The organism is Burkholderia multivorans ATCC BAA-247, from assembly GCF_000959525.1.
Taxonomy (GTDB): domain Bacteria; phylum Pseudomonadota; class Gammaproteobacteria; order Burkholderiales; family Burkholderiaceae; genus Burkholderia; species Burkholderia multivorans.
Window position 1 is genome coordinate 225,038 of sequence record NZ_CP009830.1, and the last position, 20,097, is coordinate 245,134.

A 20,097-nucleotide genomic window follows, 5' to 3' on the forward strand; every position below is an offset into this window, starting at 1 on the left:
GGCGGCGCGCGTCAGCGCACGTCGTCCACTTCGCGGATCGGGATCACCGTGCGCGCGCCGCACTGGCGCAGCAGGTCGCGCAGTTCGTTGATGACGGGAAACACCTCGTGGTTCCAGTCGGCGCCCTGCTCGTCGTGCGCTTCCTGCTCGCGCTCGACGATCCAGCGATCCTCGCCGAAGATGCGCTCGGTAAACCAGACGAGCAGCGGCCACGCGAGATCGAGCGCGAACGGCACGCCCGGCTTGCGGATCGACAGCAGCCCGAACGTGCGGTTGGTGCGCTGCGCGGCATCGAGCGGCACGTAGACGATCCACAGGTCCATCACGAGCGTGCCTTCGCTCGAGCGAATCTGCAGCGTTTGATACGGGTAGCCGGTGCGCACCGTCATCACGCTCTTGTTCGCCTGGTCGCCCGGCTTCTTGCTCGAACCGAACACGAGCGCCTCGCCGACCGGCTGCTTGCCTTCCATGCGCGCGAACGTGTAGTCGACCTCGACCCAGTCGTCGCCGCGACGGCGGCCGACGCAGCGTGCACGCATCTGGCCCATCTGCTTGCGGTGCAGGAACTGATGGTTCATGTCCATCAGGTTCTCGTGCATGAACGAGTAGTGGCACTTGACCTCGCGGCCGAAGCGGCGCGTCTTGTAGGCGCGGTCGTCCGCGGAGGCGAGCAACGGGAACGGCCGTTCGTCGGCGCGCGTCGCGTCGCCGGGGAACACGAAGATCAGCCCGTGCGCTTCGCGGCACGGATACGCGCGCACGCCGTTCGGCAGCCGCTCGCGGCCGAGATAGGGGACGTCGACGCAGCGGCCGCTGCTGCAGTCGTAGGTCCAGCCGTGATAGCAGCAGCGCAGCGTTTCGCCGGCGACGACGCCCGCATGCAGCGGCACCTGGCGGTGCGCGCAACGGTCTTCGAGCGCGTAGACGGCGCCCGATTCGGTGCGCACGAGCACGATCGGCTCGCCGGCGAAGCGCACGCCGAGCGTCTTGCCACGCTTGAGCTCGCGCGACCACGCGAGCGGATACCAGTAATCGGGGTGAATCGGCACGCGGCGCAGATCGCGCACGAGCGCGCCGCTGGCGGGTTCGAGGGTATTGCTGTCGGGCAAAGGCACTGCGCGCATGCGTGACGCCTCCTTGCTTGACCAGATGGTGATCGTCGCGTGACGCGACGGCGATCTGGAGGAGTCTACGCGAAGTTGCCGTGCCAAGCCCGATCGATGTCCATTTGTCCCGCTGTTGCGGTCGGACATTTCATATGACGAAGCAGCGGCGGCCCGCGCGGCAGCCGCCGCGCCGGTCAGCGGCTCGCGTCGCGCCACAGGACCGCATCGGCGCGGTAGAGCGCCGGAAACCGCTGCTGCAGTGCGGCGACCTTCGGCAGATCGTTGAACGCGATGTAGGGCGCGTCCGGATGCAGTTCGAGGTAGTTCTGATGATACGACTCGGCCGGATAGAAGCCGTTGAACGGCTCGACGCGCGTGACGATCGGCGTGGCGAACGTATGCGCGCGACCGAGCTGCGCGACGTACGCGGTCGCGATCGCGCGCTGCTGCGCGCTGGTCGGGAAGATCGCCGAACGATACTGGGTGCCTTCGTCCGGGCCCTGCCGGTTCAGCTCGGTCGGGTCGTGCGCGACCGAGAAGAAGATCTGCAGCAGCCGGCCGTACGTGATCCGCGCGGGATCGTAGACGATGCGCACCGATTCGGCATGGCCGGTCAGGCCCGTGCCGACGAGCGCGTAATGCGCGGTTTCGGATGCGCCGCCCGCGTAGCCGGCCGTGACCTGCTTCACGCCCTTCACGTGTTCGAAGACGCCCTGCACGCCCCAGAAGCAGCCGCCGGCGAGCACGGCCGTTTCGTCGTGCGACGCGCCGGGCGTCTCGTCGAGCGTCGGGGCGGGCGCCGTGCGCGTCGGCTCGGCGGACTGGCCGGCACGCTGATAGCCGATCACGGCGGCGGCCGCGACGGCGAGCGCGCCGATGCGCCGCAGCATCGCCGTGCGCCGCCGGCGCGCCGGTTGTGGGGAGGATGTCGTGTTCATCGTGGTACTCCTTCGCAGTCGGTTCGAAACGGGCGAGCGGCGCGCGACGTGCGCGCCGGCGCGGTCAGCCGAACGTGAACGCGTACGCGTCGACGCCGGCGTCGAGAAACTCGATCGAGAACGTGCGATCGGCGATCGCGCCCGGCTGCCGCACGAGCTGATACAGCCGTTGCCCCGTCACGGTGCCGTAGCCCTGCGCATCGACGTCGCTGCCGTGCGCGTCGCCGGGCGCGGCGCCGTCCACCGTCACGCGAAAGCGCACCGGCTTGCCGTTCGCGCCCGGGCCGAGTACGAGATGCAGATCGCGCGCATGGAACCGGTAGACGATGCGGCCGGCCGGCGCCGCGAGCGTCGCGTGCTCGGCGCCGACCTGCCACGTGCCGGCCAGCCCCCAGTCGTTGAGCGCGGGATGCGCGGGCGCGTCGTAGCGATGCGCGGCATCGCGCACGACGCCGCCGGGCGACGCGAAGTCTTCCGCACGCGCATAGCCGACGTAGGTCTCGGGCGAGCGCACGTCCGCGCTGTCGGCGGCGGCGAGTGCGCCTTGGGCGGGGCCGCCCGTCAGGCCGACCGGCACGTTCAGTGCGTCCGGGTGCCCGGCTTCGGCGAGCAGCGACTGGATCGCGCGCTCCGATTCCGCGTATTCGCCTTCGCCGAAGTGATGGCGGCGAATGCGGCCCTGCGCATCGACGAAGTAGTGCGCGGGCCAGTATTCGTTGTTGAACGCGCGCCAGATCGCATAGCGGTTGTCGATCGCAACCGGATAGTCGATGCCGAGATCGTGGACCGCCTTTTTCACGTTGCCGATGTCGCGCTCGAACGCGAACTCCGGCGCGTGCACGCCGATCACGACGAGCCCGTAGCGTGCGTACTTGCGCGCCCACGCATTCGTGTAGGGCAGCGTGCGCAGGCAGTTGATGCACGAATAGGTCCAGAAATCGACGAGCACGACCTTGCCGCGCAGGGCGGCCGCCGTCAGCGGCGGCGAGTTCAGCCACTGCACCGCGCCGTCGAGCGGCGGCAGCGTGCCCTCGACGGGCAGCGCGGCCGGTGCGGCCATCGGCGCGGCCGCGCGCATCATCGTGCCGGCGGGCGGTGCGCTGCGCTCCGCTGCCGCGGTATCGGCCGCCGCCATCATCGCGGGGCCCGGGCCGGCATCGCGCTGCATGCGACCGGACGCGCCGTCGACGGCCGCCATCGCAATCGGCATGCCCGCCGGGCGGCCGCCGAGGCGGTCGACGAGGCGCGTTTCGAGGCCGCCCGTCGCGATCGTCGACAACTGCGCGAGCGCACCGGTGTCGAGACCGAGCGCGATCGCGCCGACGCCGGCCAAGAGCGCCGCGCCGATGCCGCGGCGGATCCATTCGCCGGCGCCGAGCGAGCGCTTCATCGCGGCGAACACCTTGCCGCCGATCACGAGCGCGACGCCGAGCGACGTCGCCGCGCCTGCCGCGTACGCGATCAGCAGCAGCGTGGTGCCGACGTTCGCGCCGTGCAGTGCCGCGCCCGTCAGCACGAGGCCGAGGATCGGGCCGGCGCAGGGCGCCCACAGCAGGCCGGTCGCGACGCCGAGCAGCAGCGACGACACGGGTCCGGCCGGGCGGCCGTCGCGCTGCGCGAGCCCGGTGAGCCGGTTGCCGGCCGCGACGAGCGGGCGCGTCAGATGTTCCGCGACGCGCGGCATCAGCAGGCTCAGGCCGAAGATCGCGAGCAGCACGATCGCGGCCCAGCGGCCGGCCTGATTGGCCTGCGCGACCCAGCCGCCGCCGACGGCGGCGAGCGTCGCGACGACGGCGAACGTGAGCGCCATCCCGACGAGCAGCGGCAGGCCGGTGCGCACGAATGGCTGGTCGGCGCGCGCGAACACGAACGGCAGCACCGGCAGGATGCACGGGCTCAGGATCGTGAGTACGCCGCCGAGATAGGCGAGGACGATGAGCAGCATGGGAGCGTCTCCGAAGAGTCAGCGGATCGGGGCCGGATCAGGCGGCCGCCGGGTGGAAGACGAGCGCGAGACCGTTCATGCAGTAGCGCAAGCCGGTCGGCGGCGGGCCGTCGTCGAATACGTGGCCGAGATGGCCGCCGCAGCGGCGGCAATGCACTTCGGTGCGCACCATCCCGAACGACGTGTCGGCACCGGTGCCGACCGCGTGATCGAGCGGCTGCCAGAAGCTCGGCCAGCCGGTGTGGCTGTCGAATTTGGCGCTCGACGAGAACAGCGCGAGATCGCAGCCGGCGCACGCGAAGGTGCCGCGCCGATGTTCGTCGTTGAGCGGGCTGCTGTAGGGCGGCTCGGTGCCCGCCTCGCGCAGCACCGTGTACTGCGCGGGCGTGAGCCGGCGGTGCCATTCGGCGTCGCTCAGCGCGACTTCGAATCGGCCGGCCGGCGGCGCGGCGAACGCGCGGCCGACGAGCGCGCGGCGGCCGGCCGACGACAGCGCGGCCAGCGCGGCGAGGCCGGCGGTGCCGGCGAACAGAAAGTGTCTGCGGGTGGGCATGATCGGCTCCTGAGGGCAGGTCCTGAAAACATGCGCACAGCGTAGGCAGCGGCCGGTGTCGAAGTCCTCACGGAAAGTTAAATGAATTGTGATCCCTTGCCGCCGGAAAATTTTGCACAATGGCGGCAGCGGCCGCGCGCCGCCATTCGAGCCGGGCGCCGTCCGATCCGGCATCCGCCCCGCAACCCGACCGCGCTCCGGCGCGCCGCGCCATCGCCATGGACCATCCGAAACGCATCCTGATCGTCGAGGACGACGCCGACATCGCCGACGTGCTGAGCCTGCATCTGCGCGACGAACGCTACGAGGTCGTGCACAGCGCGGACGGCGCGCAAGGGCTGCGGCTGCTGGAACAGGGCGGCTGGGACGCGCTGATCCTCGATCTGATGCTGCCCGGCGTCGACGGCCTCGAAATCTGCCGGCGCGCGCGCGCGATGGCGCGCTACACGCCGATCATCATCACGAGCGCGCGTTCGAGCGAGGTGCACCGGATCCTCGGCCTCGAAATCGGCGCGGACGACTATCTCGCGAAGCCGTTTTCGGTGCTCGAACTGGTGGCGCGCGTGAAGGCGCTGCTGCGACGCGTCGACGCGCTCGCGCGCGATTCGCGGATCGATGCGGGCACGCTCGACGTCGCGGGACTGTCGATCGACCCCATCGCGCGCGAGGCCAGCGTCGACGGCACGCGCATCGACCTGACGCCGCGCGAGTTCGATCTGCTGTACTTCTTCGCGCGCCATCCGGGCAAGGTGTTCTCGCGCATGGATCTGCTCAATGCGGTATGGGGCTATCAGCACGAAGGCTACGAGCACACGGTGAACACGCACATCAACCGGCTGCGCGCGAAGATCGAGGCCGATCCGGCCGAACCCGTGCGGATCCTGACCGTATGGGGACGCGGCTACAAGCTCGCGGCCCCCGAGCAGCGGGACGCATGATGAGACTCACGCTCACCCGCCGCCTGTCGCTCGTCTTCTCGGTGCTGCTGCTCGCCTGCTCGGGCGCGTCCGCGTGGCTGCAGATCCGCGCGAACGACATGCGCGAGAAGGAGGTCGTGCAGGCGCTGTCGCGCGATCTCGCCGCGCACATCGCGAACAGTACGCCGCTGATGGGCGCGAACGGGCTGCGCCCCGATGCGGTACGCACGCTGTTCGGCCAGCTGATGGGCGTGAACCCGAGCGTCGAGGTGTACCTGCTCGACAACGCGGGCCGCATCGTCGGCGACGATGCGCCGGCTGGCCACGTGAAGCGCGGCCGCGTCGATCTCGCGCCCGTGAAGCGCTTCATCGCGGGCGACCCGCTGCCCATCCTCGGCGACGATCCGCGCAGCGCCGACGCACGCAAGGTGTTCAGCGCGGCGCCGCTGCAGCGCGCGGGCGAGCCGCCGGCCGGCTACATCTACGTCGTGTTGCTCGGCGAGGCGCACGACCAGCTTGCCGCGCGCGTCGAGGCAGGCAACGTGCTGCGCACGACGCTCTGGTCGATGGCGCTCGTCGCGCTGCTCGGCCTGCTCGCGGGGCTGGTCGCGTTCAGCCTGATCACGCGTCCGCTGCGCCGTCTGACCGACGCGATGCGCCGCTTCGACGCCGACGGCGCGCCGGACACGCAGCCGCCCGTACCGCGCAGCGCGCCCGGCCGGCGCGGCGACGACATCGCGGTGCTCGAATCGGCGTTCGCGCAGATGGCCGACCGGATCGGCGAGCAATGGCGCGCGCTGACGCGGCAGGACCAGCAGCGGCGCGAACTGATCGCAAACATCTCGCACGACCTGCGCACGCCGCTGACGTCGCTGCACGGCTATCTGGAGACGCTGTCGCTGAAGGCCGACACGCTCGGCGAGCCCGACCGGCGCCGCTATCTGTCGATCGCGCTCGCGCAGAGCGCGAAGGTCGGCCGGCTCGCGCAGGCGCTGTTCGAACTCGCGCGGCTCGAGTCGGGCGGCGTGCAGCCGGAGCGCGAGGCGTTCTCGATCGTCGATCTCGTGCAGGACGTGTTCCAGAAGTTCGAGCTGACCGCGCAGGCGCGCGGCATTGCGCTGCATGCGCGGATTCCGTCGCGCGTGCCGGCGGTGTCGGCCGACGTCGCGATGATCGAGCGCGTGCTGACGAACCTGATCGACAACGCGCTGCGGCACACGCCCGCGCACGGCGACGTCGAAGTCGCCGTCGAGCCGCGCGGCGACCGCGTGCTCGTGACCGTGTCGGATACGGGGGAAGGGATTCCGCCGGCGCGCCGCGAAGGGCTGTTTCAGCGGCCGCAGCGGCCCGCGAGCGGCGCGGCCGCGCGCAGCGGCGGGCTCGGCCTGCTGATCGTGCATCGGATGCTGCTGCTCAACGACAGCCGCATCCGGCTTGTCGATCGCGCGGGGTACGGCGCGGTGTTCGAATTCGCGCTGCCCGTTGCATCGGCCGCGAGCGGCGACGGCGCGTCGACGGGTGGCGACATGCGCTGAGCCGCGTCGATCGCGGTACGGCGCACGATGCGTCGCGCGACGACCTCGGCTCTCCGCTCTCCGCTCGCGCCGACGCGCCGACACGCATCGCGCGTCATCGGCCGCGCTTGCGCCGCACGTCGCTCGGCGTCGTGCCGGTCCAGCGCTTGAACGCATGGCGGAATCCGACCGCGTCGCTGAAGCCGAGCGTCGACGCGATATCGTCGATGCTGAGCGTGGTCGTGCTCAGATAGTCGATCGCGAGCGCCTTGCGCACGCTCGTCAGCAGCGCGCTGTACGACGTGCCTTCGGCTTCGAGCTTGCGCCGCAGCGTGCGCGACGTGATGCAGAGGCTGTCCGCGATCGCGTCGATGTCGGGAAACTGGCCGGGCGTGCGCGTGAGTTCCTGATAGACACGCCGCGTGACGTCGGCCTGGCTGCGCAATTCGTCGAGCAGCCGCGCACACTGCGACGACACCTGCGCGGCCGTGATCGGATTGGCGAGCTGCGGCGCGCGTGCGAGCCACGCCGACGGATAGCCGAGCGCATGACGCGGCTGGTCGAACGCGATCGGGCATTCGAGCACGTCGGCCAGCAGCGCCGCATGCGGCGGCCGCGGCTGCGCGAACTGCGCGCGCGCCGGCACGCACCACGCGCCCATCACGTCCTTGATGATCGTCACGTGCACGGCGAACTGCAGGTCGATCAGGAATCGGTACAGCGCGGTGTCGAGATCGGGCAGCGCCACTTCGTGCGGGTCCGGAAACAGCCACGACGCGATGCCGTCGTGCTCGACCCAGCGGATCGCGAGCACGCGGTTCGCGAGCTGGTGGTATTTGACGGCCGAATCGAACGTGTGCGCGAGCGAGGTCGAGCAGAGCAGCGCGTAGCCGTACATCCCGTAGCTCGACGCGTGCAGCCGGCTGCCGACGCGCACGCCGAGATCGGTGCCGTCGTATGCGCGAATCGCGTTGCGCGCGGCCGTCAGGAACTGCAGCGACGACGTGAGCGTAAAGGGATCGGCGACGGCGGCCGCATCGAGCCCCGTGCCGTCGAGCACGACCGCAGCGTCGACGCCGAGCGCCGACGCGACGTCGACGAGTACCGCGAGCTTCGTCGGCGAATAGCGCCGGTCGTGCAGCGCGTGCATCGACGGCGCGTCCGGCACGGCCGCCGCGCGGGCGGCCGGCGGGTTCGGAAGCGTGCTGCGCGTCATGGCGGGAGTGTCCGTCCGTTTTAGTACCTGTCCGGGCCAGCGATTCTGCCCGCGAACGTCCGGCCGCGCCACCGGGTTCACCCTGATGCGGGCGGCTGCGCGCGGCACGCGTGTGTGCGCCGACACACATCCGGGCGTGCGCGTGTCCGTTTCAATCACCTTTTCGGCCGCGCCGATCATTTTCAAGAGCCTGCCGCGCAAGCGATAGTCGCCGTTCAGGCGGCGGCCCGCGTCACCCGGACGCGCAGGCAGCCGCGTGCACGGCGCCATGCCGGATCGGGACGGCCCACAGTCCGCGCGCGCCGTCCACGGAGGAGATCGATCATGACAAACAGACCCTGGATCGGGTCGTACGGCCCGATTCCCGCGGAGATCGACGCCGATCGCGATGCATCGGTCACGGCGATGCTCGGCGACGCGATGCGCCGCTTCGCCGACCGCCCCGCGTTTCGCGCGGGCGCACGCACGCTGACCTATGCGGACGTCGATCGGCTGTCGTCCGCGCTCGCCGCGTATCTTCAGCAGGTCGTCGGCGTTCGCCGCGGCGATCGCGTCGCGGTGATGCTGCCGAACGTGCCCGCGTTTCCGATCGCGTTCGTCGCCGTCGCCAAGCTCGGCGCGGTGCAGGTGAACGTCAATCCGCTCTATACCGCGCGCGAACTCGAACATCAGCTCAACGACGCGGGCGTCGAGACGATCGTCGTATGCGGTGGATCGACCGGCACGCTGGCCGACGTGATCGCACGCACGCGGATCCGCACGGTGCTGACCGTCGGGCCCGAGGATCTCGGCATCGTGCCGGTCGCCGACGCGGCGCGCGGCGCATTGCCGACGGCGACGATCGCACTCGCCGACGCGCTCGAAGACGGCGCGCGCCGCACGTTCGACGCCGTCGCGCCGAGCGGCGACGATCTGCTGCTGCTGCAGTACACGGGCGGCACGACCGGGCTGTCGAAGGGCGCGGCGCTGTCGCATCGCAACCTCGTCGCGAACGTCGCGCAGTTCGCCGCGTTCATGTCCGACGCGCTGCGCGCGGGCGACGAGGTGATCGTCACCGCGATTCCGCTGTATCACATCTTCGCGCTGACGGTGAACTTCCTGTCGTACTTCACGGCCGGTGCGCAGAACTGGCTCGTCGCGAATCCGCGCGACGTCGATGCGCTGGTCGACGTGCTCGCGGCCGCGCGGCCGACGGTGTTCGTCGGCGTGAACACGCTGTATGCGGCGCTGAGCGCGCATCCGCGGCTCGGCGATGTCGACTGGTCGCGGCTGCGTCTCTCGATCGGCGGCGGCGCGGCGACGATCGACGTCGTGTCGGCGCGCTGGCAGGCGATCACCGGCAACTTCATCCGCGAGGGCTACGGGCTGTCCGAGACGTCGCCGGTCGTGTCGTTCAATCCGCTGTTCGTCGATCGCTTCACCGGCACGACCGGCCTGCCGTTGCCGTCGACCGACGTGAAGCTGCTCGACGAGCGCGATCGCGAGGCGGCGATCGGCGAGCCGGGCGAGATCTGCGTGAAGGGGCCGCAGGTGATGACGGGCTACTGGCAGCAGCCGGAGGCGAACGCGGCGGCGTTCACGGCCGACGGCTATTTCCGCACCGGCGATATCGGCGTGTTCGACGCGGCGGGCTTCCTGCGCATCGTCGACCGGAAGAAGGACATGATCCTCGTATCGGGCTTCAACGTGTATCCGAACGAGGTCGAGGCCGTCGCGACCGCGTTGCCCGGTGTCGCCGAATGCGCGTGCATCGGCATGCCGGACGAGCGCACCGGCGAGGCCGTGAAGCTGTTCGCGGTGCTCGCGCCTGGTGCCACGCTGACCGAGGCCGACATCGTCGCGCACTGCCGCGCGAACCTCGCCGGCTACAAGGTGCCGAAGTGCGTGCGCATCGTCGAGCGGCTGCCGAAGTCGACGGTCGGCAAGATCCTGCGCCGGGAACTGTCGCGCGCCGACTGATGGGCTCGCGAGGCCGTGCGGACGGCGCCGTGCGGCGCGCGACGCGGCCCGTCGTGCGCGCGCGGCGCCGGCAGCCGCTGCAGTACAATGCGAGCCGTTCGATCGACGGGGACGCGATGACCGGCTCAGATTCACCTACTGCCCGGCCCGGGCGCGCGCTGCCGCCGCCCAGCGCGACGGTGCCGATTTCGCTCGTCAACGGCTTTCTCGCGAGCGCCGGCGTACAGCACGATATCGTCGAGCGCTACCTGCGCGAGGCCGGCATCCCGGCCGAGCTGCGCAGCGAGCCGCACGCGCGCGTGACCGAGGAGCAGTTCTCGACGCTATACCGCACGCTCGCGATCGAGCTCGACGACGAGATGCCCGGCATCTTCTCGCGCCCGTTGCGCGGCGGCACGCTCAAATATCTGTGCCTGAGCCTGCTCGATGCGCGCAATCTCGAAACCGCGCAGCATCGCTTCGGCCAGTTCTTCCATATCCTGCTCGACGATTTCTTCGTCGAGTCGAAGCGCGACGGCCTCGTCGCGCAGGTGCTGCTGCGGCCGAATCCGGCAGTCGGGCCGATCGGCGCGCTCGGCCAGGAACTGATGCTCAAGCTCGTGCACGGCGTGTGCTCCTGGCTGATCGGACAAAGGATTCCGCTGCTGCAGATCGAGTTCGCGTGTCCGCGGCCGCGCCACGCGGTCGATCATCTCTATTTCTTCTCGGGGCCCGTGCAGTTCGACTGCGAGCGCACGCTGATGCGCTTCAGCGCCGACTATCTGGACGCGCCGATCCGGCAGAGCAAGCGCAACCTGCGCAAGTTCCTCGCACGCGCGCCCGGCGACTGGATCTTCGAGACGTTCAGCGAGCAGCGCGTCTGTCACCGCGTGCGGCAGTATTTGTCCGAGGCATTGCCCGATCTGCCGGTGATCGAACAGGCGGCCGAGCATCTGCATTGCTCGGTGCGCACGCTGAGCCGCCATCTGGCCGCGGAAGGCACGACGTTCCAGGCGCTCAAGGACGAATTGCGGCGCGACATCGCGATCCAGCGGCTCACCGACACGCAGGACACGATCGCGGCGATCGGCGCCGATATCGGCTTCGACGATCCGAGTGCGTTTCATCGCGCGTTCCGGCACTGGACGGGGAGTACGCCGGGGACGTATCGGCGGCGCGCTTAGCGTGTGGGGACGCGGTGGTGGTTTGCGCGGCGCGCGTCCCATAACCGGCTCCGTTCGGGCTTCGCTTCCCATGGACGGCATCCATCGACGGATCCCATAGGCGGCTTCCTTTGGGGATGGGGGCGGAAAGGCGCGATGATGGAGGTGCAGGGGCGATCGCGGATGTCGCGCGCGGTGCGGGGATGCATGCTGCTGCGTGACGAACCCGCCGTTTTCGAACCAGGCCGCGGCTGCATGCGGACGCGCAGCGGTGCATTATCTCGATCTTCGGCGATGCGAACGCCACCCCGGACCCGCCATGCCCAACTTCCTGCCGAGACTTTGCTGCGTCCTGTTGTTGTCGCTTCACGCCGTCTGCGCATGCGCGGAGGATGGCACGGCCGATACGACGTCACCGCGGCTGTTCCCGGTCTGCGCGACCGTATTCGACACGCGCTGCGGACTGCTCGATCGCCGCGGCAAATGGGCGATCGAACCCAGGTACGGTCAGTTCTTCGCGAGCGACGGCTATTGGGTCGTCACGACACCGGCCGGCCGCGCGGGCCTGCTCGACACGGCCGGCCGCTGGCTGATCGAGCCGTCCTTTCGGGACATCGGCCGCTTCCGCGACGGCCTCGCTCCCGCGTCGCAGTTTGCGGATGGTCGTTACGGCTATATCGATCCGAAAGGCAGCTGGGTCATCCCGCCGCGTTTCGAAACCGCGGGCGCATTCAGCGAAGGTGTGGCGGCGACGAGCGTGCCGGCCGGCGAGAATTCGCAAGCGACGTACATCGATCCGCACGGGCGGCAGGCCGTGTCGGGCACGTACGCACGAGCTGGCGCGTTTCATTTCGGGGTTGCACAGGTCGATCGCGGGCTCAACGACAGCTATGAGACGGCGCTGATCGATAGAACCGGCCGGCTGATCGTCCCGTGGGGGCACCGCTACGATTTCAGACCGGTGATGCGCGATCGCATTATCGAATCGGGACCCGCACCCAATGGGCTGGTCCTGCGCGACGCTGCCGGCAAGGTGCTGTTCACGGCCGAGAGGAGCAGCGGCGAGCCGTCGGAGGGCCGCATGTTCTATTCGCAGGACGGCTCGGGCATGGGGCTGCTCGACATCGCGTCCGGCAAGCCGATCGTGCAGCCACGGCCGGATTGGCGCAGCGTCTACGGTGCGTCGACCTTCTCCGACGGCCTCGCGTGGATTTGCACCGCGGATTGCACGGACCGGCGCCGGCTTGCGCTGGTGGACCGAGACGGCCGGACCGTGTTGCCTCCGGCTCTCTATGAACAGGTGTGGCCGTTCGTGAACGGCGCGGCGCTCGTCAAGTATCCGGGGAAAGCGTGGCAATTGATCGACCGGCAGGGCCGCACCGTGATGCCGCCGCGCTACGAAGGCATCGTAGAGCCGGCATGGGAATCGAGCGCTCAGACGCCGCGGATTGGCGATATCTGGCGCATCACCGACAACGAATCCGTGCATGATCTGCGCAATAGCGTGTGGATCGACACGCAAGGCCGTCTGCTCGCCCGTGTCGAGACGCTGGATTGCGGCATCCAGGCGGTGCGCGACGGCAAGGGCGACACGATCTGGCCGCGCGACGTCGAGGCGGCCTGCGCGGTTTATCGGCAGGACCACGGCACGTCGGGCGCGGCCGCGGCGCCGGTGTCGCCCGACCGGATCGCCGCAGTCAGGCGAGCGCAGGCGCGAGACGCAGTCGACTCGCGGCAGGACGTGATGCAGCGCGAGGCGGGCCGGACCGACGACGGCCCGCTGGCCGCGATGCTGGGCGGCCCGTCAGCGGACCTGTGGCGCGACGCGCGCTGGCAGCACGGCCCGAGCCGCGTGCGCGTCGGCGATCTGGCGTCCGTGTCGGTGCCGGCCGGTTTCCGGTATCTGTCCCCGGACGCCGTGCGCAGCCTGCGCGGCCCGCTGATCGAGGCGGGCTGGCTGGCGGCGAACGTCGATCTCGATGCCATGCCTTGTGCGCTGCTGGTGCCGGACAACGCGGTCTGGGCGATGAGCGTGGTGCTTGCGCGCCAGGGACACGTGCCGGTCGATCAGGCGCGACTGGACCCCGAAGTGCTGCGGAAAACGATGGAGGCGCGCAGCACAAACATTCTGAGTCAGCTTCACGAATCGCGGCCGACCCTGCACCACGTCGAGTGGATACGCACGCCGAGATGGGATCCGGCCGCACATCGGCTGGACTGGATTTACAACGACTTCGCGCTGGGCGGTTCGACCGGCAACACGTACTACCTGACCTCCGTCACGCTGGGGCGTCGCGCGACGGTCGGCATGCAGGTCGTGCTCGGCGGCGCGGGCGCGCAAAGTATCGAACGCGCCGTGCGAGACGACTTCGACGCACTGATCAAGGGCGTGTCGTTCGATGCCGGCGAAACGTATGCCGACACGACGTCGGGCGACGAAATCTCGAAGATTTCACTGGACGAGTATGTGACCGGTCCGCCGACACCCGAGGAAATCGCTGCGCCGGCGAAGTTCGCGCAGGCGCGGGAGCGCGAGTTCTGGCACACGCTATGGGCGCGCATCCTGCCGCTGCTCGGTCTGGCGGCGATCGCGCTGGCCGCGACGCGCAAGCGCGACAAGCGATCGGACGGGGATCGATCCCGGGATTCGTGACGCTCGCCGGGGCGCGTCCAGACCACTTTTCCACCCCTCCGCCGCGCGTCGCGTGGCCCGTTTTGTCACTAGGTGGGCCGGATATGACAATAAGGATTCGGGGCTTCGGCGTTAGGATGGCTCGCAACGTCGCCCGGATCTGGCCGGTTTTGCCGTATCGAGCCCCGTGGCGCATCTCATTCACCGCCTGATTGGAATACGACCATGAGCTATACCGCCCCCGTCAAGGACATGCTGTTCGTGCTGAAGGAACTGGCCGGCATCGACGCCGTCGCGCAGCTGCCGGGTTTCGAGGATGCCGGGTACGACACCGCCCAGGCGGTGCTCGAAGAGTCCGCGAAATTCTGCGGCGAGGTGCTGGCGCCGCTGAACGTCGAGGGCGACCGCAATCCGAGCAGCTGGAAGGACGGCGTGGTGAGCGCGACGCCCGGCTTTCGCGAAGCGTTCCGCCAGTTCGTCGAAGGCGGCTGGCAGGGGCTGCAGCATCCGACCGACTACGACGGCCAGGGGCTGCCGAAGCTGATCGCGACGCCGTGCATCGAGATGCTGAACGCGTCGAACCTGTCGTTCGCGCTGTGTCCGCTGCTGACCGACGGCGCGATCGAGGCGCTGCTGACGGCCGGCACCGACGAGCAGAAGCAGCGCTACGTGCCGAAGCTGATCTCCGGCGAATGGACGGGCACGATGAACCTGACCGAGCCGCAGGCCGGCTCCGACCTCGCGCTCGTACGCTCGCGCGCGGAGCCGCAGGGCGACGGCACCTACAAGGTGTTCGGCACGAAGATCTTCATCACGTGGGGCGAGCACGACATGGCCGACAACATCGTCCATCTGGTGCTCGCGCGCACGCCGAACGCACCGGAAGGCGTGAAGGGCATTTCGCTGTTCATCGTGCCGAAATTCCTCGTCAACGAAGACGGCACGCTCGGCGCGCGCAACGACGTGCATTGCGTGTCGATCGAACACAAGCTCGGCATCAAGGCGAGCCCGACCGCGGTGCTGCAATACGGCGATCACGGCGGCGCAATCGGCTATCTGGTCGGCGAAGAGAATCGCGGGCTCGAATACATGTTCATCATGATGAACGCGGCGCGCTTCGGCGTCGGGATGCAGGGCATCGGCGTCGCCGATCGCGCGTACCAGAAAGCGGCGGCGTTTGCGAAGGAGCGCGTGCAAAGCCGTCCGGTCGACGGCTCGGCGAAGCAGTCGGTCACGATCATCCATCACCCGGACGTGCGGCGCATGCTCGGCACGATGCGGGCGCTGACCGAGGGCGCACGTGCACTGGCGTACGTGGCCGCCGCGCACAGCGACATCGCGCATCGTCATCCGGACGAGGCGACACGCGCGCGTCATCAGGCCGTCTACGAATATCTGGTGCCGATCGTGAAGGGCTGGAGCACGGAGATGGTGAACGACGTCGCGAGCCTCGGCGTGCAGGTGCACGGCGGGATGGGCTTCATCGAGGAAACGGGCGCCGCGCAGTACTACCGCGATGCGCGGATTCTCGCGATCTACGAAGGCACCACGGCGATCCAGGCGAACGACCTCGTCGGCCGCAAGACGCTGCGCGACGGCGGCGCGGTCGCGCGCGCGCTGATCGCGGAAATCGGCGAGACGGTCGCGGCGCTCGGCAAGCTCGACGGCGCGGCGGCTGCGTCGATGAAGGCGCAGCTCGAGCAGGGCGCGCAGGCGCTGTCGTCGGTGGTCGACTACGTGCTCGCGAATGCGAAGCAGGATCCGAATGCGGTATTTCTCGGCAGCGTGCCGTATCTGAAGCTCGCCGGCATCGTGCTGTGCGGCTGGCAGATGGCGCGTGCGCTTGTCGCGGCCGATGCGCAGCGCGCGAACGACCCGGCGTTCTTCGACGCGAAGATCGCGATCGCGCAGTGCTATGCGGAGAACGTGCTCGTGCAGGCGAACGGGCTCGCGGCGTCGATCGTCGGCGCGAAGAACGGCCAGGGCGTGCTCGCGATGACGGAAGACCAGTTCTGAGCCGAGCGCACGCGGACGCACACCGGAGGAGACAGGATTTTGACCACACAGGATCTGATCGCGCAGTACGGCCCGCGCGAATCGATGGAATACGACGTCGTGATCGTCGGCGGCGGCCCGGCCGGGCTGTCGGCCGCGATCCGGCTCAAGCAGCTGGCTGCCGAGAAAGGCACCGAGATCGGCGTGTGCGTGCTCGAGAAGGGTTCCGAGATCGGCGCGCACATCCTGTCGGGCGCGGTGATGGACCCGCGCGCGCTCACCGAGCTGTTCCCGGACTGGAAGGAACGCGGCGCGCCCTTGAACGTCGAGGTGACGGAAGACCGCTTCCTGTTCCTGTCCGAGAAGAGCGCGGTGCAAACGCCGAACTGGGCGCTGCCCGACAACTTCAAGAATCACGGCAACTACGTGATTTCGCTCGGCAACGTCACGCGCTGGCTCGGCCAGCAGGCCGAGGCGCTCGGCGTCGAAATTTTTCCCGGCTTTCCGGCCGCGGAGATTCTCTACAACGACGACGGCTCGGTGAAGGGCGTCGCGACCGGCAACATGGGCGTGGGCAAGGACGGCGAGCCGACCGAGAACTTCCAGCTCGGCATGGAACTGCACGCGAAGTACACGCTGTTCGCCGAAGGCTGCCGCGGCCATCTCGGCCGCCAGCTGATCGCGAAGTTCAAGCTCGACGCGAACGCCGATCCGCAGGCGTACGGCATCGGCATCAAGGAGCTGTGGGAAATCGATCCGGCCAAACACAAGCCGGGCCTCGTGATCCACACGGCCGGCTGGCCGCTGAAGCCGGACACCTACGGCGGCTCGTTCCTGTATCACATGGACAACAACCAGGTCGTGGTCGGCTTCGTGGTCGGTCTCGGCTATACGAACCCGTATCTGTCGCCGTTCGAGGAGTTCCAGCGCTACAAGACGCATCCGTCGATCCGCGCGTTCCTTGAAGGCGGCAAGCGCGTGTCGTACGGTGCGCGCGCGATTACTGCCGGCGGGCTGATGTCGCTGCCGAAGACGGTGTTTCCGGGCGGAGCGCTGATCGGCGACGATGCGGGCTTCCTCAACGCGTCGCGGATCAAGGGCAGCCATGCGGCGATCAAGACCGGCATGCTCGCGGCCGATGCGGCGTTCGACGCCGTGCAGGCGGGCCGTCAGAGCGACGAGCTCAATGCGTATCCCGATGCGTTCCGCCAGTCGTGGCTGTACACGGAGCTGTACCGCGCGCGCAACTTCAAGCAGTGGATGGCCAAGGGGTTGTATCTCGGCACGCTGATGGTCGGCATCGAGCAGAAGCTGATGGGCGGCAACGTGCCGTGGACGCTGCACCACAAGCATGCGGATCACGAGATGCTGAAGCCGGCGTCGCAGTGCGAGTCGATCGTCTATCCGAAGCCGGACGGCAAGCTGACGTTCGACCGCCTCTCGTCGGTGTTCATCTCGAACACGAACCACGAAGAGAACCAGCCGGCGCATCTGACGCTGAAGGATCCGAGCGTGCCGGTGAACGTGAATCTGCGCACGTATGCGGGGCCGGAGGGCCGCTTCTGCCCGGCGGCCGTGTACGAGTTCGTGAAGAACGACGACGGCAGCGATCGTCTGGTGATCAACGCGCAGAACTGCGTGCACTGCAAGACCTGCGACATCAAGGACCCGACGCAGAACATCGTGTGGGTCACGCCCGAAGGCGGCGGCGGGCCGAATTATCCGAACATGTGACGCATCACGCGCATGCATGGGCGTGCGCGAACGAACCGGAGCAAGACGATGAGCAATGCAGCGAAGGAAGTCGTGGTCGTAAGCGGTGTCCGTACCGCAATCGGCGATTTCGGCGGAAGCCTGAAGGATTTCTCGCCGACCGAGCTCGGCGCGAAGGTCGTGCGTGAAGTGCTGTCGCGCGCGAACGTGCCGGGCGACGCCGTCGGCCATGTCGTGTTCGGCCATGTCGTGAACACCGAGCCGAAGGACATGTATCTGGCGCGCGTCGCGGCGATCGACGGCGGCGTCGCGCAGCACACGCCCGCGCTGACGGTGAACCGGCTCTGCGGTTCGGGCCTGCAGGCGATCGTGTCCGCGGCGCAGACGATCCTGCTCGGCGATGCCGACGTCGCGATCGGCGGCGGCTCGGAGAGCATGACGCGCGCGCCGTACAGCGTGCCGGCCGCGCGTTTCGGTCAGCGCATGGGCGACGCGAAGCTCGTCGACATGATGCTCGGCGCGCTGCACGACCCGTTCCAGTCGATCCACATGGGCGTGACGGCCGAGAACGTCGCGGCGAAATACGGCATCTCGCGCGACGCGCAGGATGCACTGGCGCTCGAATCGCACCGTCGCGCGGCGCGCGCGATCGCCGAAGGGCGCTTCAAGGATCAGATCCTGCCGATCTCGATTCGCACGAAGAAGGGCGAGGTCGCATTCGACACCGACGAACACGTGCGCCACGAGGCGAGCGCGGAGGATTTCTCGAAACTGCGTCCGGTGTTCGCGAAGGAGAACGGCACGGTGACGGCCGGCAACGCCTCCGGCATCAACGATGCGGCCGCAGCCGTGCTGATGATGAGCGGCGATGCGGCGCGCGCACAGGGCGTGAAGCCGCTCGCGCGTCTCGTCGCCTATGCGCATGCAGGCGTCGATCCCGCGTACATGGGGATCGGCCCGGTGCCGGCCACGCAGAAGGTGCTCGAACGTGCGGGACTGAAGATCGACGATCTCGACGTGATCGAGGCGAACGAAGCGTTTGCCGCGCAGGCCTGCGCCGTCACGCAGGAGCTCGGCCTCGATCCGGCGAAGGTCAACCCGAACGGCTCCGGTATTTCGCTCGGTCATCCGATCGGCGCGACGGGCGCACTGATCACGGTGAAGGCGCTGTACGAGCTGAAGCGCATCGGCGGGCGGTACGCGCTCGTGACGATGTGTATCGGCGGCGGGCAGGGCATTGCGGCGATCTTCGAGAACATCTGATAATCGACCGCTCCACACCGCACACACGCATCGAATACGAGGAATCGTCATGGCCATCGAAACCGTCGGCGTCGTAGGCGCCGGAACCATGGGCAACGGCATTGCGCAGACCGCCGCCGTTGCAGGACTCAACGTCGTGATGATCGACGTCACGGACGCCGCGCTCGAGAAGGGACTCGCGACGCTGAAGGGCAGCCTCGAGCGGCTGGTGTCGAAAGACAAGCTCGCCGCCGCCGCGCGCGATGCCGCGCTCGCACGCATCTCGACCTCGACCGATTACGCGAAGCTCGCGTCGGTCGACATCGTGATCGAGGCCGCAACCGAAAACGTCGAGCTGAAGAGCCGCATTCTGAAGCAGATCGAATCGGTCGCACGGCCCGACGCGATCATTGCGACGAACACGTCGTCGATCTCGATCACCGCACTCGCGGCGCTGCTCGCCGATCCGTCGCGTTTCGTCGGCATGCATTTCTTCAACCCGGTGCCGCTGATGCCGCTCGTCGAGATCATCCGCGGGCTGCAGACGAGCGATGCGACCGCGGCGGCCGTGCGCGCGCTGACCGAGCGGTTCGACAAGTCGCCGATCGGCGTGCGTAACGCGCCCGGCTTCGTCGTGAACCGGATTCTCGTGCCGATGATCAACGAAGCGTTCTTCGTGCTCGCGGAAGGGATCGCGTCGGCCGAGGAGATCGACGCGGGAATGAAGCTCGGCGCGAACCATCCGATCGGCCCGCTCGCACTCGCGGACCTCGTCGGACTCGACGTCTGTCTTGCCGTGATGGACGTGTTCCTCAAGGACTTCGGGGATCCGAAGTATCGCGCGTGTCCGTTGCTGCGCGAGATGGTCGCGGCGGGGCGGTTGGGGCGGAAGACGGGGCGGGGGGTGTACGACTACAGCAAGTAGACGGCACGCGTTTTCCGTTTTCATGCGGCCGCCTTCGGGCGGCCGTATGCGTATGGGCGGCGCGGCGTCCGCGCATCCGAAAGGCCGCAGCGCCGAAGCGCGCTACATGTAGAACGCCGACGGCGACATGCCGGAGTGCCGCTTGAAGATTGCGAAGAACGCGGTCCCGACCGCTGTAGCCATGTCTATCGCGGCCGTGAGTACCGTGTCGCTCGGACGCGCTTGCTATACGAGGGAGAGTGTGCACATAAGACGTCATATAACAAAACCGCTTGGACAATTCGCGTTCCGGCGCAAAAT

14 protein-coding genes are annotated in these 20,097 nt (G+C 68.6%); 9 read left to right on the forward strand and 5 right to left on the reverse strand.

The genetic code is table 11. The features are described 5' to 3' along the window. Positions 1 to 11: 11 nt before the first annotated feature. The 4 genes from NP80_RS01020 to msrB form a co-directional block, all read right to left on the reverse strand. Positions 12 to 1,124 carry an aromatic ring-hydroxylating oxygenase subunit alpha gene (locus NP80_RS01020; protein ID WP_006407315.1) on the reverse strand — a complete coding sequence of 371 codons (1,113 nt, stop codon included), beginning with the start codon at positions 1,122 to 1,124 and terminating at the stop codon, positions 12 to 14. A 176-nt stretch (positions 1,125 to 1,300) separates the two neighbouring features. Continuing rightward, positions 1,301 to 2,044, reverse strand: a complete 744-nt coding sequence (gene msrA / locus NP80_RS01025; protein WP_035489667.1) for a peptide-methionine (S)-S-oxide reductase MsrA — start codon at positions 2,042 to 2,044, stop codon at positions 1,301 to 1,303. A 64-nt stretch (positions 2,045 to 2,108) separates the two neighbouring features. Next, positions 2,109 to 3,989, reverse strand: coding sequence for a cytochrome c biogenesis protein DipZ (locus NP80_RS01030; RefSeq protein ID WP_006407317.1), 1,881 nt, complete (start codon positions 3,987 to 3,989; stop codon positions 2,109 to 2,111). A 37-nt stretch (positions 3,990 to 4,026) separates the two neighbouring features. Continuing rightward, positions 4,027 to 4,542, reverse strand: a complete 516-nt coding sequence (gene msrB, locus NP80_RS01035) for a peptide-methionine (R)-S-oxide reductase MsrB (RefSeq protein ID WP_006407318.1) — start codon at positions 4,540 to 4,542, stop codon at positions 4,027 to 4,029. A 218-nt stretch (positions 4,543 to 4,760) separates the two neighbouring features. Between msrB and NP80_RS01040 the strand changes: the two genes are divergently transcribed. Together NP80_RS01040 and NP80_RS01045 are read left to right on the forward strand one after the other, a co-directional pair. Then, positions 4,761 to 5,480 carry a response regulator transcription factor gene (locus tag NP80_RS01040; protein WP_006402891.1) on the forward strand — a complete coding sequence of 240 codons (720 nt, stop codon included), beginning with the start codon at positions 4,761 to 4,763 and terminating at the stop codon, positions 5,478 to 5,480. After that, the gene (locus tag NP80_RS01045) at positions 5,477 to 6,994 is read left to right on the forward strand and encodes a sensor histidine kinase (RefSeq protein WP_006407320.1); all 1,518 of its coding nucleotides are present in this window, start codon (positions 5,477 to 5,479) and stop codon (positions 6,992 to 6,994) included. The genes NP80_RS01040 and NP80_RS01045 overlap by 4 nt, the downstream gene beginning before the upstream one ends. A 94-nt stretch (positions 6,995 to 7,088) precedes the next feature. On the opposite strand, the gene NP80_RS01050 is transcribed toward NP80_RS01045, so the two are convergent. After that, positions 7,089 to 8,189 (reverse strand): AraC family transcriptional regulator, encoded by a 1,101-nt coding sequence (locus NP80_RS01050; RefSeq protein WP_006411223.1) that lies wholly within the window; start codon positions 8,187 to 8,189, stop codon positions 7,089 to 7,091. A 324-nt stretch (positions 8,190 to 8,513) separates the two neighbouring features. Here NP80_RS01050 and NP80_RS01055 point away from each other — a divergent pair, with 324 nt between their 5' ends. The 7 genes from NP80_RS01055 (at position 8,514) to NP80_RS01085 (ending at position 19,797) form a co-directional block, all read left to right on the forward strand. Next, positions 8,514 to 10,148: an AMP-binding protein gene (locus tag NP80_RS01055; protein ID WP_006411224.1), complete on the forward strand. Its 1,635-nt coding sequence runs from the start codon at positions 8,514 to 8,516 to the stop codon at positions 10,146 to 10,148. After that, positions 10,148 to 11,311, forward strand: a complete 1,164-nt coding sequence (locus NP80_RS01060; RefSeq protein WP_006407324.1) for an AraC family transcriptional regulator — start codon at positions 10,148 to 10,150, stop codon at positions 11,309 to 11,311. Before NP80_RS01055 ends, NP80_RS01060 begins: the two co-directional genes overlap by 1 nt. A gap of 250 nt (positions 11,312 to 11,561) precedes the next feature. Continuing rightward, positions 11,562 to 13,943: a DUF2167 domain-containing protein gene (locus NP80_RS01065; protein ID WP_226823232.1), complete on the forward strand. Its 2,382-nt coding sequence runs from the start codon at positions 11,562 to 11,564 to the stop codon at positions 13,941 to 13,943. Positions 13,944 to 14,147: 204 nt separating this feature from the next. Beyond that, positions 14,148 to 15,938 carry an acyl-CoA dehydrogenase gene (locus NP80_RS01070; protein WP_006411222.1) on the forward strand — a complete coding sequence of 597 codons (1,791 nt, stop codon included), beginning with the start codon at positions 14,148 to 14,150 and terminating at the stop codon, positions 15,936 to 15,938. Positions 15,939 to 15,977: 39 nt separating this feature from the next. Further along, complete coding sequence (locus NP80_RS01075) at positions 15,978 to 17,651, forward strand: electron transfer flavoprotein-ubiquinone oxidoreductase (protein ID WP_006411225.1); 1,674 nt, start codon at positions 15,978 to 15,980, stop codon at positions 17,649 to 17,651. A gap of 48 nt (positions 17,652 to 17,699) precedes the next feature. Then, a complete protein-coding gene (gene bktB, locus NP80_RS01080) occupies positions 17,700 to 18,893 on the forward strand; it encodes a beta-ketothiolase BktB (protein WP_006407328.1) in 1,194 nt (397 codons plus the stop codon). A 49-nt stretch (positions 18,894 to 18,942) separates the two neighbouring features. Further along, positions 18,943 to 19,797 (forward strand): 3-hydroxybutyryl-CoA dehydrogenase, encoded by an 855-nt coding sequence (locus tag NP80_RS01085; RefSeq protein ID WP_006402899.1) that lies wholly within the window; start codon positions 18,943 to 18,945, stop codon positions 19,795 to 19,797. Positions 19,798 to 20,097 lie beyond the last annotated feature (300 nt).